Source organism: Aquamicrobium sp. YD-1-mutant5, from assembly GCF_059509755.1.
In genome coordinates, this window is the sequence record NZ_JCAKKP010000001.1 from 488,208 (window position 1) to 503,954 (window position 15,747).

General features: G+C 58.6%; 15 protein-coding genes and 1 tRNA gene. 12 read left to right on the plus strand and 4 right to left on the minus strand.

Annotated elements, in window-relative coordinates; translation table 11 throughout:
* The 8 genes from AC5XE7_RS02345 (at position 1) to AC5XE7_RS02380 (ending at position 7,195) form a co-directional block, all read left to right on the plus strand.
* On the plus strand, positions 1–1,926 hold the full coding sequence (locus AC5XE7_RS02345) for a TadE/TadG family type IV pilus assembly protein (RefSeq protein WP_495364309.1): 1,926 nt from the start codon (positions 1–3) through the stop codon (positions 1,924–1,926).
* A gap of 136 nt (positions 1,927–2,062) precedes the next feature.
* Complete coding sequence (locus AC5XE7_RS02350; RefSeq protein ID WP_495364308.1) at positions 2,063–2,518, plus strand: CAP domain-containing protein; 456 nt, start codon at positions 2,063–2,065, stop codon at positions 2,516–2,518.
* Positions 2,519–2,685: 167 nt separating this feature from the next.
* On the plus strand, positions 2,686–2,982 hold the full coding sequence (groES, locus tag AC5XE7_RS02355) for a co-chaperone GroES (protein WP_183830146.1): 297 nt from the start codon (positions 2,686–2,688) through the stop codon (positions 2,980–2,982).
* Positions 2,983–3,050: 68 nt separating this feature from the next.
* Complete coding sequence (gene groL, locus AC5XE7_RS02360; protein WP_495364307.1) at positions 3,051–4,691, plus strand: chaperonin GroEL; 1,641 nt, start codon at positions 3,051–3,053, stop codon at positions 4,689–4,691.
* Positions 4,692–4,807: 116 nt separating this feature from the next.
* A complete protein-coding gene (locus AC5XE7_RS02365) occupies positions 4,808–4,987 on the plus strand; it encodes a CsbD family protein (protein WP_183830151.1) in 180 nt (59 codons plus the stop codon).
* Between the two features lie 206 nt (positions 4,988–5,193).
* Complete coding sequence (gene fumC / locus AC5XE7_RS02370; protein WP_495364306.1) at positions 5,194–6,591, plus strand: class II fumarate hydratase; 1,398 nt, start codon at positions 5,194–5,196, stop codon at positions 6,589–6,591.
* Positions 6,592–6,633: 42 nt separating this feature from the next.
* On the plus strand, positions 6,634–6,762 hold the full coding sequence (locus tag AC5XE7_RS02375; protein ID WP_495364305.1) for a hypothetical protein: 129 nt from the start codon (positions 6,634–6,636) through the stop codon (positions 6,760–6,762).
* A 142-nt stretch (positions 6,763–6,904) separates the two neighbouring features.
* Positions 6,905–7,195 carry a Dabb family protein gene (locus tag AC5XE7_RS02380; protein WP_495364304.1) on the plus strand — a complete coding sequence of 97 codons (291 nt, stop codon included), beginning with the start codon at positions 6,905–6,907 and terminating at the stop codon, positions 7,193–7,195.
* 140 nt (positions 7,196–7,335) lie between these two features.
* On the opposite strand, the gene ilvA is transcribed toward AC5XE7_RS02380, so the two are convergent.
* Positions 7,336–8,589: a threonine ammonia-lyase IlvA gene (gene ilvA / locus AC5XE7_RS02385; RefSeq protein ID WP_495364303.1), complete on the minus strand. Its 1,254-nt coding sequence runs from the start codon at positions 8,587–8,589 to the stop codon at positions 7,336–7,338.
* 193 nt (positions 8,590–8,782) lie between these two features.
* Between ilvA and AC5XE7_RS02390 the strand changes: the two genes are divergently transcribed.
* Complete coding sequence (locus tag AC5XE7_RS02390) at positions 8,783–9,880, plus strand: alpha/beta hydrolase (protein WP_495364302.1); 1,098 nt, start codon at positions 8,783–8,785, stop codon at positions 9,878–9,880.
* Between the two features lie 108 nt (positions 9,881–9,988).
* The gene (locus AC5XE7_RS02395; RefSeq protein ID WP_495364301.1) at positions 9,989–11,155 is read left to right on the plus strand and encodes an alpha/beta hydrolase; all 1,167 of its coding nucleotides are present in this window, start codon (positions 9,989–9,991) and stop codon (positions 11,153–11,155) included.
* A 239-nt stretch (positions 11,156–11,394) separates the two neighbouring features.
* Here the strand turns inward: AC5XE7_RS02395 and AC5XE7_RS02400 are convergent, their stop codons facing one another.
* The gene (locus tag AC5XE7_RS02400) at positions 11,395–11,619 is read right to left on the minus strand and encodes a thioredoxin domain-containing protein (RefSeq protein WP_495364300.1); all 225 of its coding nucleotides are present in this window, start codon (positions 11,617–11,619) and stop codon (positions 11,395–11,397) included.
* A gap of 707 nt (positions 11,620–12,326) precedes the next feature.
* Between AC5XE7_RS02400 and AC5XE7_RS02405 the strand changes: the two genes are divergently transcribed.
* A complete protein-coding gene (locus AC5XE7_RS02405; protein WP_495364299.1) occupies positions 12,327–12,875 on the plus strand; it encodes a cysteine hydrolase family protein in 549 nt (182 codons plus the stop codon).
* A gap of 197 nt (positions 12,876–13,072) precedes the next feature.
* Here AC5XE7_RS02405 and AC5XE7_RS02410 read toward each other — a convergent pair.
* A tRNA-Lys gene (locus tag AC5XE7_RS02410) sits at positions 13,073–13,147 on the minus strand.
* 334 nt (positions 13,148–13,481) lie between these two features.
* On the opposite strand from AC5XE7_RS02410, the gene AC5XE7_RS02415 reads away from it, so the two are divergent.
* The gene (locus tag AC5XE7_RS02415; RefSeq protein ID WP_239798667.1) at positions 13,482–14,006 is read left to right on the plus strand and encodes a BA14K family protein; all 525 of its coding nucleotides are present in this window, start codon (positions 13,482–13,484) and stop codon (positions 14,004–14,006) included.
* A gap of 97 nt (positions 14,007–14,103) precedes the next feature.
* Here AC5XE7_RS02415 and glpK read toward each other — a convergent pair whose 3' ends face one another.
* Complete coding sequence (gene glpK / locus AC5XE7_RS02420) at positions 14,104–15,615, minus strand: glycerol kinase GlpK (RefSeq protein ID WP_495364298.1); 1,512 nt, start codon at positions 15,613–15,615, stop codon at positions 14,104–14,106.
* Between the last annotated feature and the right edge of the window lie 132 nt (positions 15,616–15,747).

Below are 15,747 nucleotides of genomic sequence, written 5' to 3' on the forward strand. Positions count from 1 at the left end.
ATGCTTCGGAAATTCCTTGCCGACACGCGCGGCAATTATGCCATGATCACCGGGTTGCTGATGGCGCCCCTGTTCGGCGCTGTCGCGCTGGCTGTCGACTATTCGGAAATGTCCCGCCAGCGGCTCGATACACGCAATGCGCTGGACGCGGCCAACATTGCCACTGCCCGCGAGATTCAGTCCCAGATCAGCGACGCCGACGCCATCGCTTACGCCAACAATTTCTACTACGCCAATCTGCGGCATGTGGCACCGGCGAAATCCACGCTTCAGGTTACGCTGCCAAGTCAGGTCGTAGGCGGTGGCTCGATGACGATGTGCGCCACGCTGAACTATTCGCCGATTTTCTTCCCCGCAGCCGCCGCACTGGTTGGAAAAGAATCGGAGGATTATGACTTCCTGACATGCTCTGAGGTTCGCCTCAAGAACACGCTGGAAGTGGCGCTGGTGCTGGATAATTCTGGCTCGATGAAAGAAAAAGGACAAGGTTCTTCCTACACGCGGATGGAGCTGCTGAAAAAAGCTGCCGAAGAACTCATCAGCACGATGGAAAAACAGGCCGACAGCGTCAAGCAGGTGGAAAGGCCCATTCAGTTTGCGCTCGTGCCCTTTGCTGCTTCGGTAAATATCGGCAAAGAGAACGAAGGCAAGCGCTGGATGGATATGGATGGCGCCTCATCTATCCATCATGAAAATTTCAACTGGAGTACAGCCAAATTCGGAGATTCCAACCGTAGAATCGAGAAAATCAATGGCGTCTACCTCAAGAAGGGTTCCGATTGGGGGACTGAAGAAAATAACGTGGTGACACGCTTCACTCTGTTTGAGGAACTGAAATACTATACAGACAGCAAACAGACAAAGACGGACAGGTATGCCGAATGGGAGGGATGTGTTGAGCAACGTCCCTACCCTTACGATCTGAACGATGCACCAGCGGCCCCGTCCGTCCCTGATACTCTGTTCGTCCCGATGTTTTATCCTGACGATTCAGCCAATGGCTACAATGACTGGATCACGGTCAACGACTATCCTTCAGCCCCCGAAAGGAACAGCAAGTTCTGGGACCCCTCGGATCGAAACATGCCCTCGTCAAATCGTTCGTCCAATAACGTCAGCAAGTATTTCGACGTCAAGCTTAAAGACGGCAGGCAATATGGGTATGTCGCGCCTTATGGATCCCGTAAGATGGGCATGGGTAATGGACCTAATGCCAACTGCACAACCCAGCCGATCACCCCTCTGGTCGATGTGACCAAACCGGAGGGAATGACAAAGATTAAGAACGCGATTGCAGCGATGGAACCTTTGGGCGGCACAAGTGTCGGCAGTGGTCTTGCATGGGGCTGGCGGGTTCTTTCCAGCGGCGAACCTTTCACGGAAGGCCGGCCTGAAACCGATCGTGGCAACGATAAGGTGGTGATCGTCCTGACTGATGGTGCCAACACCTACTACCGGGCGGATAAGGTTCGCAAACTGAATGGCTCGACAGCGGCTGCGGCAGACAATGATAGGGTCGAGTCGATCTACGGTGACTATGGGTTCCTCAAGCCGTTGCACAGCTTGCTCAACTATGGGCGGCTTTTTCTCGGCCCGAACAAGACCTACAGCAAAACCGCCTTCACCAATGAAAACTACTCCAAGGCGATGAACGAAAAACTGCAGGAGCTTTGTGCGAATGCGAAGGCCGCCAACGTCATGATCATGACGGTCGGTCTGGATCTTGAGGCGGAAGCAAAAAAAGACGCAAAGGTCAAAGAACAGATCACCGGGCTGAAGACCTGTTCCTCGGACTCGCGCAACCGGCGCGATGCAACGGACCCCAGCAAGCCGGCAAAGCTGTTCTGGAACGCGGCTGGCAACGATCTGTCCAATGCGTTCCGCGAGATCGCGGACGAGTTGTCCAACCTGCGTGTGACCAGGTAAGATTCTGCCGGGCAGGCTTCGAATTTCAGACGCCTGCCCGGCAAAAGCCATGATCATTGGCCTTACAGGCGTCATGACTTTTGTTCTGCCTGCCAATCGCCATGAAATTTCATTCAGCCCTGCCCGCCGGAACCTGATGTCTGGCGCCGGCGCGCTGGTTCTCACAGCGCTGGCCGGTTGCGGTTCCCTGCCCCGGCATGGTCCCGGAGGCGGTGCATCTACCGCTTCCCGCCAGACGATGGATGGCATTCGCACGGCCGAAGGGCTGGCGCTCGTCTCACCCGATCACCAACTGGAGCAGGCAGCCCTGCAACAGGCGCAGTATATGGCCGCCTCGGGCAGGATGAACCATACGACCGGCTTCGGAAAAGATTTTCAGGCGCGGGTCAAAAGCAACGGCATCAGGGGTGCTGCGGCCGAGAATATTGCCGAAGGGCGCATGGATGCCGCCCGCGCCATCGACATGTGGATGAATTCGCCGCCCCATCGCCGCAACATGCTGGACGGGCGTTTTCGCCGCTTTGGCCTTGCCTGGGCAACCCGGCCGGAACGCCCCGAATGGCGCTACTGGGCCATCATTCTGGCAAGCTGACCGACGCCGCCCTTTCCTGATCGCAGAGAAACGGCTCTCGCTTCTTGACACCGTCCGGAGGGCTGACTATCTCATGGCTCGTTAGCACTCTCCGAAAGCGAGTGCTAACAGGTCCGGTCAAGCCGGACGGAGGAATTCTTTCTCATCATTGTGACCGAGGAAATCAAATGGCAAAGACGAAGTTCCGCCCGCTTCATGACCGTGTGGTCGTTCGCCGGGTCGAGTCCGAAGAGAAGACGGCTGGCGGCATCATCATCCCCGATACCGCCAAGGAAAAGCCGCAGGAAGGCGAAGTCGTGGCTGTGGGCTCGGGCGCCCGCGATGAAAGCGGCAAGCTCGTCGCCCTCGACGTCAAGGCCGGCGACCGCGTCCTGTTCGGCAAGTGGTCGGGCACCGAAGTCAAGCTCAATGGCGAAGACCTTCTGATCATGAAGGAATCCGACATCATGGGCATCATCGGCTGATCTGGCCGTTCCCATTCTTCAACAATCACTGCAATCCGAATTTCGGACCAAAGGTCCAGGAGTAAGCAATGGCTGCCAAAGACGTAAAATTCTCCCGTGACGCCCGCGAGCGTATGCTGCGCGGTGTCAACATCCTCGCCGACGCGGTGAAGGTCACCCTCGGTCCCAAGGGCCGCAACGTCGTCATCGACAAGTCCTTCGGCGCTCCGCGCATCACCAAGGACGGCGTTTCCGTCGCCAAGGAAATCGAACTGGAAGACAAGTTCGAGAACATGGGCGCCCAGCTCGTTCGCGAAGTCGCCTCCAAGACCAACGACAAGGCCGGTGACGGCACCACCACCGCGACCGTTCTGGCGCAGGCCATCGTTCAGGAAGGCCACAAGGCCGTTGCCGCCGGCATGAACCCGATGGACCTGAAGCGCGGTATCGATCTGGCTGTCACCGAGGTCGTCGCTGACCTCGTCAAGAAGGCCAAGAAGATCAAGACTTCCGAGGAAGTCGCACAGGTCGGCACCATCTCGGCCAATGGCGAGAAGGAAATCGGCGAGATGATCGCCGAGGCCATGCAGAAGGTCGGCAACGAGGGTGTCATCACCGTCGAGGAAGCCAAGACCGCCGAGACCGAGCTGGAAGTCGTCGAAGGCATGCAGTTCGACCGCGGCTACCTGTCGCCTTACTTCATCACCAACCCCGACAAGATGGTTGCTGAGCTGGAAGATGCCTACATTCTTCTCCACGAGAAGAAGCTCTCCAACCTTCAGGCAATGCTGCCGGTGCTCGAGGCTGTCGTTCAGACCTCCAAGCCGCTGGTCATCATCGCCGAGGACGTCGAGGGCGAGGCTCTGGCCACGCTGGTCGTCAACAAGCTGCGCGGCGGCCTGAAGATTGCTGCCGTCAAGGCTCCGGGCTTCGGCGATCGCCGCAAGGCCATGCTGGAAGACATCGCCATCCTCACCGGTGGTCAGGTCATCTCCGAAGACCTCGGCATCAAGCTTGAGAACGTTGGTATCGACATGCTCGGCCGCGCCAAGAAGGTGCGCATCGAGAAGGAAAACACCACCATCGTCGACGGCGCCGGCAAGAAGGCCGAGATTCAGGGCCGCGTTGCCCAGATCAAGGCTCAGATCGAGGAAACCACTTCCGATTACGACCGCGAGAAGCTCCAGGAGCGTCTTGCCAAGCTGGCTGGTGGCGTTGCCGTCATCCGCGTTGGCGGCTCGACCGAGGTCGAGGTCAAGGAGAAGAAGGATCGCGTTGACGACGCTCTGAACGCCACCCGCGCTGCGGTTGAGGAAGGCATCGTCCCCGGCGGCGGCGTCGCTCTTCTGCGCGCTACCCAGGCGATCAAGGCGGAAGGTGCCAACGCCGACCAGGCTGCCGGCATCAACATCGTCCGTCGCGCTCTGCAGGCTCCAGCCCGTCAGATCGCTACCAATGCCGGTGCGGAAGCTTCGATCATCGTGGGCAAGATCCTCGACAACAAGAGCGCGACCTACGGCTACAACGCTGCCAAGGACGAATATGGCGACCTGATCCAGCTCGGCATCGTCGACCCGGTCAAGGTGGTTCGCACCGCTCTGCAGGACGCCGCTTCGGTTGCCGGCCTGCTGGTCACCACCGAGGCCATGATCGCCGACGCTCCGAAGAAGGAAGCTGCTGCTCCGGCCATGCCCGGCGGCATGGGCGGCATGGGTGGCATGGACTTCTAAGAAAGTCCGGCTTCGCATTGGAAAGGGCGGCTTTGGCCGCCCTTTTCTTTTGTCTGCTGGAACAAACCCGCCAGCGCTCCGTTGATACGCGCAAGTTCAACTCAGGAGATGCGATCATGGTGAACAAGGATCAGGTGTCGGGTGTTGCAAAGCAGGCCAAGGGTGCGGTGACGGAAGCCGCCGGCAAGCTTACGGGCAACAAGAAGACTGAACTGAAGGGCAAGGCCGAAAAAGTCGAAGGCAAGGTCCAGAAAGCCGCCGGCGACATCAAGGAAAAGGTGCGCAAGGCCCACTGAGCACTTCCGACACAAGCTTTCAGGCAAAAAAGGCGGCTGTATCAGCCGCCTTTTTCTCATTCGCCAGCTCACCGTAAGGCGGCCCTGGATGCTTGTCGACAGTTCAAACGATTAGGCCATCGGGCTTCGGAAATCTTCCCTTGAAGCCGGAGAGGCAAAGCGTTAGGCCGGTGCGATCTCAATCCGCTTGTTCAGGAGACTGGCCCGTGAGCACAAAGAACACCAGAACCGAAACAGATACGTTCGGCCCGATCGAGGTCGCTTCCGATCGTTACTGGGGTGCTCAGGCGCAGCGGTCTCTCGGCAATTTCCGTATCGGCTGGGAAAAGCAGCCGGCTTCCATCGTGCGGGCGCTCGGCATCGTCAAGCGCGCCGCCGCCGAAGCCAACATGGAACTGGGCAGGCTCGACCCCACGCTCGGCGCGGCCATCATCGAAGCGGCACAGGAGGTGATCGACGGCAAGCTCGATGACCACTTCCCGCTGGTGGTCTGGCAGACCGGTTCGGGCACCCAGTCCAACATGAACAGCAATGAAGTGATATCCAACCGCGCCATCGAAAAGCTGGGCGGTGAAATGGGCTCCAAGAAGCCCGTTCATCCCAACGATCACGTCAACATGAGCCAGTCGTCGAACGACACCTATCCCACGGCCATGCACATCGCCTGCGCCGAGCGCATCGTTCACGACCTGCTGCCAGCTCTCAAGCATCTGCACGGCGCGCTGGAAGCAAAGGTTAAGGCGTTCGACCATATCGTGAAGATCGGCCGTACCCACACGCAGGATGCAACGCCCCTCACCCTCGGCCAGGAGTTTTCCGGTTACGCCACCCAGGTGAAGAACGGTATCGAGCGCATCGAGATGACCCTGCCCGCGCTGATGCAGCTTGCGCAGGGCGGCACCGCTGTCGGCACCGGGCTGAATGCACCCGTCGGCTTTGCCGAAAAGGTTGCCGAGAAGATCGCCGCCATCACCGGCCTCGGCTTCACCTCGGCGCCGAACAAATTCGAGGCGCTTGCCGCGCATGACGCCATGGTGTTCTCGCACGGCGCCATCAACACGGTTGCGGCCTCGCTGTTCAAGATCGCCAACGACATCCGCTTCCTTGGCTCCGGTCCCCGCGCCGGCCTTGGCGAACTTGCCCTGCCGGAAAACGAACCCGGCTCGTCGATCATGCCCGGCAAGGTGAACCCCACCCAGTGCGAGGCGCTGACGCAGGTTTGCGTGCAGGTGTTCGGCAACAATGCCGCGCTGACCTTCGCCGGCAGCCAGGGCCATTTCGAGCTGAACGTCTACAACCCGCTGATGGCCTACAATTTCCTTCAGTCTGTGAAGCTGCTGGCCGACGCATCGGTGTCCTTCACAGACAATTGCGTCGTCGGAATCGAGGCGCGTGAGGATAACATCAAGGCCTCGCTGGAGCGTTCGCTGATGCTGGTTACCGCGCTCGCGCCGACCATTGGCTATGATGCGGCTGCAAAGATTGCCAAAACGGCGCACAAGAACGGCACCACTTTGCGAGAGGAGGCTCTTGCGACCGGCCTCGTCAGCGCGGCGGACTATGATCGTCTGGTGCGCCCGGAAGACATGACCCATCCGGGTTGATGGCATCTGGCCGCAGCGAGCTGTTTCAGCTAAGTTGCGGCCATGCGCTATGTCATCCTCTTTGTCACCATTGCAGGTTTTTTGATCTGGGACGGCCTCTATAATGGAGGCCGTTACATGGATATGGTGGTCAAATCCGTGGACCACCTGCTGCGCATGGTCTCCGGCTGAGCTTTCCCGGCCATTTCCTGCCGCGACATCGCGCCGGTTGACGCGACTCAGCCTTCCGGATCAAAAGGGGGCGTCAGACGAATGCGCGTCCCGGACAGCTATGTGTGACCACCCTTCCACCACGACCCTTCAGGAGGCCGAATTGATCCGGCACATCGTGTTCTTTACCATCAAGCCAGACATGGATGTCGAGACAGTGCGCGAAGGGCTCATGAATCTCGGCCGCATCCCCCACTCGTCCCATTTCGAGGTTTCGGTGAACCGCAAGGTCGATCTGTATGAAAACCAGATCGATATCGTTGTGTATGCGGAGTTCGAGAACGAAGCCGCCCTGCATGCTTTCAAGGCGGATCCGATCTACTCGCAGACCACTGAAAAAGTGCGCCCCATGCGCGATCTGCGCTTTTCGGCGGATGTCGTTTCAGGCAACTGATCCCACATTCCCGACGCGCTTTCTGAACTGCATCCACGCTCCGGAATGCCGTGGAACAAACCCGCACAAGCGACAGAAGCGGGGCATCGCAGGTGCTGCCCCACTCTTGAAAAGATCATATTTTCAGTTCGTTATGACGATCAGATGATGAAGTTCGCCAGCGTTTCGTCGTCGGTTATGTCCTGATACTGCACGCCTTCGGCATCGAATTTTGCGCGCAGCAGTCCAAAATTGCGTTTGTCGCGGGTTTCGATGCCAATCAGCACCGAACCGAAATTGCGCGCCGATTTCTTGAGATATTCGAAGCGCGCCACGTCATCTTCAGGCCCAAACATCTGCAGGAAGTCGCGCAGCGCGCCCGGGCGTTGCGGCAGACGTATGATGAAGTATTTTTTGAGCCCCTCGAAGCGGAGCGACCTTTCCTTGACGTCGGGAAGGCGCTCGAAATCGAAGTTTCCGCCGGACACCACCGCAACGATGGTCTTTCCGCGAATGTCCTTTTTCACGAAATCCTTCAGCGCATCGATAGCCAGAGCGCCGGCGGGCTCCAGCACCACGCCCTCGACATTAAGCATCTCGATCATGGTCGCGCAGAGCCGGTTTTCCGGCACCAGACGTGTCGATGTCGCGGGGAAATCCCTGAGCAGGCGGAAGTTCTCCTTGCCGATTTCGGCAACGGCAGCGCCGTCGACGAAATTGTCCACCACAGGCAGTTTCACGCGTTTTCCTTCGGCAAGACTGCGCGACAGGCTTGGCGCGCCAGCCGGTTCGCAGAATATGAACTGCGGCCTCTGCTCTATGGCCTGGAAATATTGCGTCACGCCGGCTGCAAGCCCGCCTCCGCCCACAGGCAGCATGACGATGTCGGGGGCCGTGCCCCCCAGTTGCTCGACGATTTCGCGGGCGACGGTTGCCTGCCCCTCGATGATGTCGCGGCTGTCGAATGGGGGCACCATGTGTGCGCCATTGCTCTGCGTGAAGTCGATGGCCGCCTGATAGCATTCGTCAAAGAAGTCGCCGACCAGCTTGATCTGGACGAATTCGCCGCCGAACATGCGCGTCTTGTCGATTTTCTGCTGCGGCGTGGTCACCGGCATGAAAATCACGCCCTTGCGGCCGAAATTCCGGCACACGAAAGCAAAGCCCTGCGCGTGATTACCGGCCGAGGCGCAGACAAAAAGGCTGGCATTGTTGCCGGCAGCAAGCGTCTTGCGGAAGAAATTCAGCGCGCCGCGAATTTTGTAGGAACGTACCGGCGTCAGGTCCTCGCGCTTCAGATAAATGCGTGCGCCGTATTTGCGCGACAGGTAGTCGTTCTTTTGCAGCGGCGTTATCGGGAAAATCTCCCGTATGGCTTCCGCAGCGGTTGCGACCCTGTCGGCGAAGCTTGTCATGTCGTGTTTCCGGTATCGTGATTGAGCATCCGTTCCTGACGCGATTTTGGCATTTACGCAACACTGAAGATGTCGCAAACGGACAAGTACGGACTTCTGCGGCTGTGGACTTACTTCCGCCGCACTCTGCAGGTGGGAAAGGCTCTGACTGTGGGCATGAAGATCGCCCGTGGCGTGACTGACGGAAAACCAAGTGAACCTGAAGCCCCTGCTCGCCCTTGTGCTTTCGCTGGCTGTCGCCGGCTGCACCACGAACAAGACCGACGCGATTCTCGGCAGCGCACTGGTGCCGGCATCGGTAACGGATATCGCCGGAAATCACTCGATTTTCATCGCCACGACACGGAAGCGTTCCGACGATCCTTCCAGGGTGTTCGATGGCGAGCGTTCCGCCACTCTCAATTTCGCCCGCATCAATGTGACGGTGCCGCGCGAGCATAAGGTCGGGCAGATCGAGCGCCGCAAGCGCGGCAAATCCGACGCCCCCTCCAAATATTTCATGGCTTCCGAAGCGGTTGGCTACGATACCGGGCCGCAGTTCTCGCAGGCGCTGAGCGCCGATGTCGCCGCTCGTGGCGGCCGTGTCATGGTCTTTGTTCATGGCTACAACACAGGTTTCGATGCCGGTGTTTACCGTGCCACGCAGATTGCGCATGATTCCGGGTATCCCGGCACGCCGGTGCTGTTCTCATGGGCTTCCGGCGGTTCGACCACCAGCTATGTCTACGACAAGGAAAGCGCCAGCGTCGCCCGCGACCAGTTGGAGGTCACCCTGCGGCTGCTGGCCCAGAGTGGCGCGCGGCGCATCGATATCGTGGCGCATTCGATGGGCACCTGGGTGACCATGGAAGCGCTGCGACAGCTGGCCATCACCGGAGACCGCAATCTCAGCGGCAAGCTGGGAGATGTTGTTCTGGCGTCGCCGGATATCGATGTCGACGTGTTCAAGAGCCAGATGCGCCGCTACGGCAAACCAGAAAAGCCGTTCATCCTGCTTCTGTCGCAGGACGACCGCGCGTTGCGTCTTTCGGGCATGCTGGCCGGTTCGCGGCCACGGGTCGGCGACTATGCGGATGCGGGCAAGGAACTTGCCGATTACGGCGTCACCGTTGTCGATCTGTCGAAGCAGAAAGGCGCGGATTCCTTCAACCACACGAAATTCGCCGACAATCCCGTCATGGTGCGCATGCTGGGCCAGAGATTGCGCGAGGATGACGGCTTCGCCACCGATCGTGAGATCACGGACCGCATTCGTCAGGTAACGCAGCAGGCCGGAGCGGGTCTGCTGTAGTAACTCCCGGCGGAGGGCTGGACCCGACCGGTTTCTGCCTATATTCGGAAACGGCTCCTGCGGCTTTGTAGTCGTGTCGGAGACTGGACACTGTGGAGCTTTGGTGCCGTGCGATTGAAGGCTTTATGGATTGTCGCGCTGATCGCGCTGGTCAGCGGGTGTGCAGGTCCCGGCCGGCATGAACTTCTCAACATCTCCTCGTTTCCGGCAAAGGCTGCGGATATTTCGGCGGAGCATGAGATTTTCGTGGCCACGACCCGGCGCCAGTCCATCGATCAGCCGCGCACCGTCTATGGTGGTGACCGCTCTGCCAATGTCGCCTATGCAAGTGTCGACATAACGGTTCCCCGCATTCATGAGACGGGCCGCATCGAAAGGGCGAAAGGCCGGGCGCCTGCAGACCCCGCCAAGCATTTCACGGCGCGCAGCGTCAGCTTCTACAAGGAGCCGGAACAGTTCGCCCGCGCCATCGATACCAGTATCGTCGAAAATAAGGACCGCAGGGTTCTTGTCTTCGTCCATGGTTTTAACAATGGTTTCGACGACGGTGTGTATCGCATTACGCAGATCGTGAATGATGCGCAGTACAGCGGAACACCTGTACTGTTCTCATGGGCATCGAGTGCCAGGACGACCGGCTATCTGTATGACAAGGAAAGCGCCAACGCAGCTCGTGACGATCTTGAAGCGACGCTGCGCATGCTGGCCAAAAGCAAAGCCACAAGCATCGATATCCTTGCGCACTCCATGGGCACATGGGTGACCATGGAAACCCTGCGTCAACTCGCAATCAGGGGTGATCGCGACCTTGGGGGCAAGCTCGGCAATGTGGTTCTGGCTTCCCCGGATATTGACGTCGACGTGTTCAAGAAGCAGATGTTGCGCTACGGGACGCCGAAGAGACCGTTTGTCGTACTGCTCTCCGACGATGATCGCGCGCTTCGGCTTTCAACATTCATATCTGGCGATAAGCCGCGCGTTGGTGATTATGCGGACGCGGCCGATCTTGCCAGCTATGGCGTGATCGTTGCGGACCTTACTCAGGCCCGCTCCGGCGACAGGCTCAATCACGCCAAATTCGCGGACAATCCCTTCCTCGTGCAGCTTCTGGGTGAAGGCCTGCGGTCCAACGCGGGGCTGGCCGCAGCCGAAAGCGGGGATTTAGGCAATCCGATGAGCACCATCGGCAAGGACATTGGTCAGGCCGTGGGGTCGGTGGCCGATATCGTCATCACCACGCCGTTCAAGGTGCTGTCGATCGCGACTGGCGGATAAGATTGCGACCAAGCGCACTACAGCGTGTCCGTCGCTTTCGAGGTCAAAGCGCACGGTTCCAACTGGATTTCCGCTCTCCAAAAGCAGAAACGGGATATGCTCGCTGCGATATTCATCCGGGTGCTTGTCATCGTATCCTTGCACGCTTGATATACTGAAGCCTCAGCTCTCGCGCGCCGCGGCGATGGCGTTGAGCAACGCCTACTTGTCCATCGCGCCGTGAAAGGTCCGGGTTCCGACTATGAAGGCGGGCGTGCCCCCGAACCCGAAGGCATTGGTCTGGTCCAGTTGCGCGCGAGGATTCCGTCAACACGACTTATATCCTTCCGGAACGCTTCCCACAGCGCCTTCGGGTCGAGACCCGCGCCTGCGATGGTGGCGTTGACATCATCCTTGTCGAGCCTGCCTGGCGTGGCCATCACCGCGTTCAGGGCTTTCTCGTAATTCTCGCCAGCGGCAAGCATGAGGCTCGACGCCCGCTGTCGCCCGATCAGATTCGGCGGCCTGTCAACGAAACTCGAAGCGAGACCTAAATGTGGTACCCGGGAATCCTGCAGGCCGTTCGATGGATTTGTCGATCGAATCCTGCGCGCGACAGTGGGGCAAAGTCCAATCCTTCGCATCTGAAAACATTGAGGAATTTCGACGCCCCACTTTCTTCTAACCCATTGACAAAAAGGGAAATAACCGTCCCTCTGTGATCGCCATCCTTTCGGCCCTTCCAATCCAGAAATCTCACCCATTCATAAGGCGTGAGACCGGTGCCAGCCGAGGCCCCCTGTCTTTTAGCTATGAGCTTTCATACCGACCAGCGGACTTTCAGACCATTCCAGCTTTGCGAGCCTCTGGCCCTTCCCGGTTCTGAAACTGATCGTGCTTGATTCTCCTTCCAGCGCGATGTCACCATATCGACGCCGTTCCCTGCCGTTGTTGAGCCGGTTTCTGTGCCGCCCAGGGTTGAGAGCTTCAAGATTCCACAGCTCTCAATATTTGAGTGACAAAGCGCTCCGCCCTGCTCACAGGGGATTTTTGATCTTTCCAGAGAGGAATGTCGAACTAAGGTAGGAAACCGGCACTGCAAGGCTAAGGTTGTGCCTGGAAGTCAACAACAGCCGCCTCAGGACGATGAGGTGGAAGACGTTGTGGCGTGAAATATTCTTAAGGAGGGATCGTGAAGGCTCTTATCGTGATCGACATGCTGAACGACTTCGTGACGGGCATACTCAACAACGAAGCCGATGCAGCAAAAATCATCCCTCCGATTAAGCGGCTGATCAAGCATGCACGCGCAGATCCCGACTGGCTTGTTGTGTATTCGAACGATGCGCACCGTTCAGATGACAGGGAGATCAGCGTCTGGGGCCGCCATGCTATGGCCGGCACATACGGTGCCGCGGTTGTTGACGAACTTGCACCTGTCGGAGCGGAGCGGGAAATCGTTTCGCCAAAACGCTTCTATGGCGCTTTCGACGGCACTGATCTGGAAGAAGTTTTCAGAAAATACGGGGTAAGTGAGGTCATTCTGACCGGTCAGCATACCCATTGCTGCGTGCGCCATACCGCCTATGGCGCATTTGTTCGCGACTATAAAATTCGGGTCCCCGCTGATGCGGTTTGTGTCTTTCCCGGAGTAGATGGCGATGCGGCACTCGATTATCTGAAAACCGTCTATGGAGCAGAGATCACAACCACATCCGCGGTAATGCTGCCCAACAGCTGATTCCATGCCAGTCTTGGCGAGCAGTTGGCCCTACAAGAAGATTTATCCCCTCTGCCCGAGGCAGCAGCGCCGGGCAGAGGGTGATCACGTTATCTGACCAAAGCGCGGCACAACGTCGGCGCTCCGCCTTCTTGGCCGGCTCATTGTCTCGCAGATGCCCAGTGGCGCGGCAAACGTAGAATAAAAATGCCTGATGATGGTGAGCCGGGAGGGGATCGAACCCTCGACCACATGATTAAAAGTCACGTGCTCTACCGCTGAGCTACCGGCCCATCATTGAAATGCGGGATGTTCCGGGAAATCTCCGGAACCTGACTTCAGACGATGCCTCTCCGGCACCTTCCGACCACCGCATTATCCGCAGCAGTTCGCTGCCCCGGAATTGGGCCGGAACATAGGGAGCGACACAGAGCCGGTCAACAGTAAAAAGAGCGTCCCGACAGCCTTTCCAGATTAACTTCGACAGAAGTCAAACAGGGGCATAAAACCTCCGTCGAACTCCGTCGAACTCCGTCATCGAACGGCAGTTTCTGTTGTCGTTGGAACAATTTCGCCGCTAATCTGTTTCAGACACAAAGGGACGCTATCGCAGATCAGGAGAATCTTATGAAACGCATCGTTGCAGGTCTGCTTGCATCGGCCGTATCGCTGTCGTTTCTGGCGGCGGACATCTCGCTTGCCAGCGCGGCACCGATCTATGTCGCACCTAGTCAAACCATGACGAGCGACATCCAGCAGATCGATCACAGGCCGGGACACCATCCGCGCGCAAATCCCCGTTACAAGCGACCGGATCGACGCCCCGGGCCACGCCCCGATGGAAGGCACGAATATCGCCGTCCTCATAACAATGATGTCTACTGGCGCGGCCATCGTGGCTATCGCGAACCAAGACCCGGCTACAAGCGCCATGGCGATTACTGGTTCCCGCTGGCTGCGTTCGCAACGGGCATGATCATCAGCGGCGCCATAGCCAACAGCGCACCGCCGCCTCCCGCGCCTGCCTATCGCGGCAGCGGCAATGCTCATGTGAACTGGTGCTACAATCAATATCGCAGCTATCGTGCATCGGACAACACGTTCCAGCCCTATAACGGGCCGCGCAAGCAGTGCGTATCGCCCTATTACTGAGGGTTCCCCGAACACAGGAAAGCCCGCACAATGTGCGGGCTTTTTTTATTAAATCCAGAAGCTTATGCTTTTTTTTTGAAAATCAGATTCAACGCTTTCAGGCTTTGCCTGAGGAAGATGACGTGGTCAGCGTGCGCCGCACCGCATCGCGCCAGCCTTTCAGCTTCGCCGACCGTGCGGCTTCATCAAGCTCGGGATTGAATTGCTTGTCGAGCGCCCAGCTCCTGGCAAACTCCTCCATACCTGGCCACACCCCTGCCCTTGAGCCAGCAAGCCACGCGGCACCTAGAGCCGTCGTTTCAAGTATGGTCGGCCGGTCGACAGGAGCGTCCAGAATATCCGAAAGACGCTGCATGGCCCAATCGGAAGCGACCATGCCGCCGTCCACGCGCAGCACCGTGTCGGCCCCATTCGCCTTCCAGTCCTTGTGCATGGCATCGAGCAGATCGCGGGTCTGATAGGCCACCGATTCCAGCGCTGCATGGGCGAATTCCGCCGGCCCCGTGTTGCGCGTAATGCCATAGATGGCCCCCCGCGCCTCGGCATCCCAATGCGGTGCTCCAAGGCCGACGAAGGCCGGAACCAGATAGACCGACTGCGACGGATCTGCCTGTCGCGCCAGAGGCCCCGTTTCGTCGGCACGGCTGACGATCTTCAGCCCGTCGCGCAGCCATTGCACCGCGGCGCCGGCGATGAAGATCGATCCTTCCAGCGCATAGGTCGTCTTGTCGTCGAGGCGGTAGGCGATGGTGGTGAGCAACCGGTTCTTTGAGCGCACCAGATCGCTGCCGGTATTGAGCAGCGCGAAACAGCCGGTGCCATAGGTGGATTTCATCATTCCCGGCTGAAAACAGGCCTGCCCGATCGTTGCCGCCTGCTGATCACCTGCGACCCCCAGAATGGGAATGGCAGCGCCAAACAGCTTTTCGTCCGTCGCGCCGTAATCGTCGGCGCAATCCTTCACCTCCGGCAGAAGCGAGGCCGGAATGTCGAGGATGCGCAGAAGCTCCTCGTCCCATGCGTTCTTCTCGATGTTGTAGACGAGCGTGCGCGAAGCGTTGGTAGCATCGGTGGCGTGAACCTTGCCGCCTGTGAGGCGCCAGATCAGAAAGCTGTCGATGGTGCCTGCCAGCAACTCGCCTTTCTCGGCGCGCTTGCGCGCACCCTTCACCTTGTCCAGCATCCAGGCGATCTTGGTTCCTGAAAAATAGGGATCGAGGAGGAGGCCTGTCTTGCGGGTAAACTTCTTCTCCAGCCCCTGCTTCTTCAGTTTCGCGCACATCTGCGCGGTCCGGCGATCCTGCCAGACAATGGCGTTGTGGATGGGCTTTCCGGTTTCCTTGTCCCAGATGACGATGGTTTCACGCTGGTTGGTGATGCCGATGGCGGCCACATCGCCGGCCGCGCATTTCGCCTTTTTCAGCGCCTGTCTGACGGTTTCCAGAACGCCAGACCAGATTTCCTCTGGATCGTGCTCGACCCAGCCGGACGCCGGATAATGCTGGGTGAATTCTTTCTGACCGACACCGACGACGTTCCTGTCCTTATCGAACACGATAGCCCGGCTCGACGTGGTGCCCTGGTCGATAGCAAGGATGAAGCCGTTCACGGTTTTCTCTTGTCGCTGATGCAGTTCAATACGGCATCCTTCCGCATTTGGCGGATGGGATGCAAGGCTTTGAATGATTTATCAAAGTAAGGACGGGGACGGCCGAAGCCGCCCCCGCCGCAGTCGTCTGGA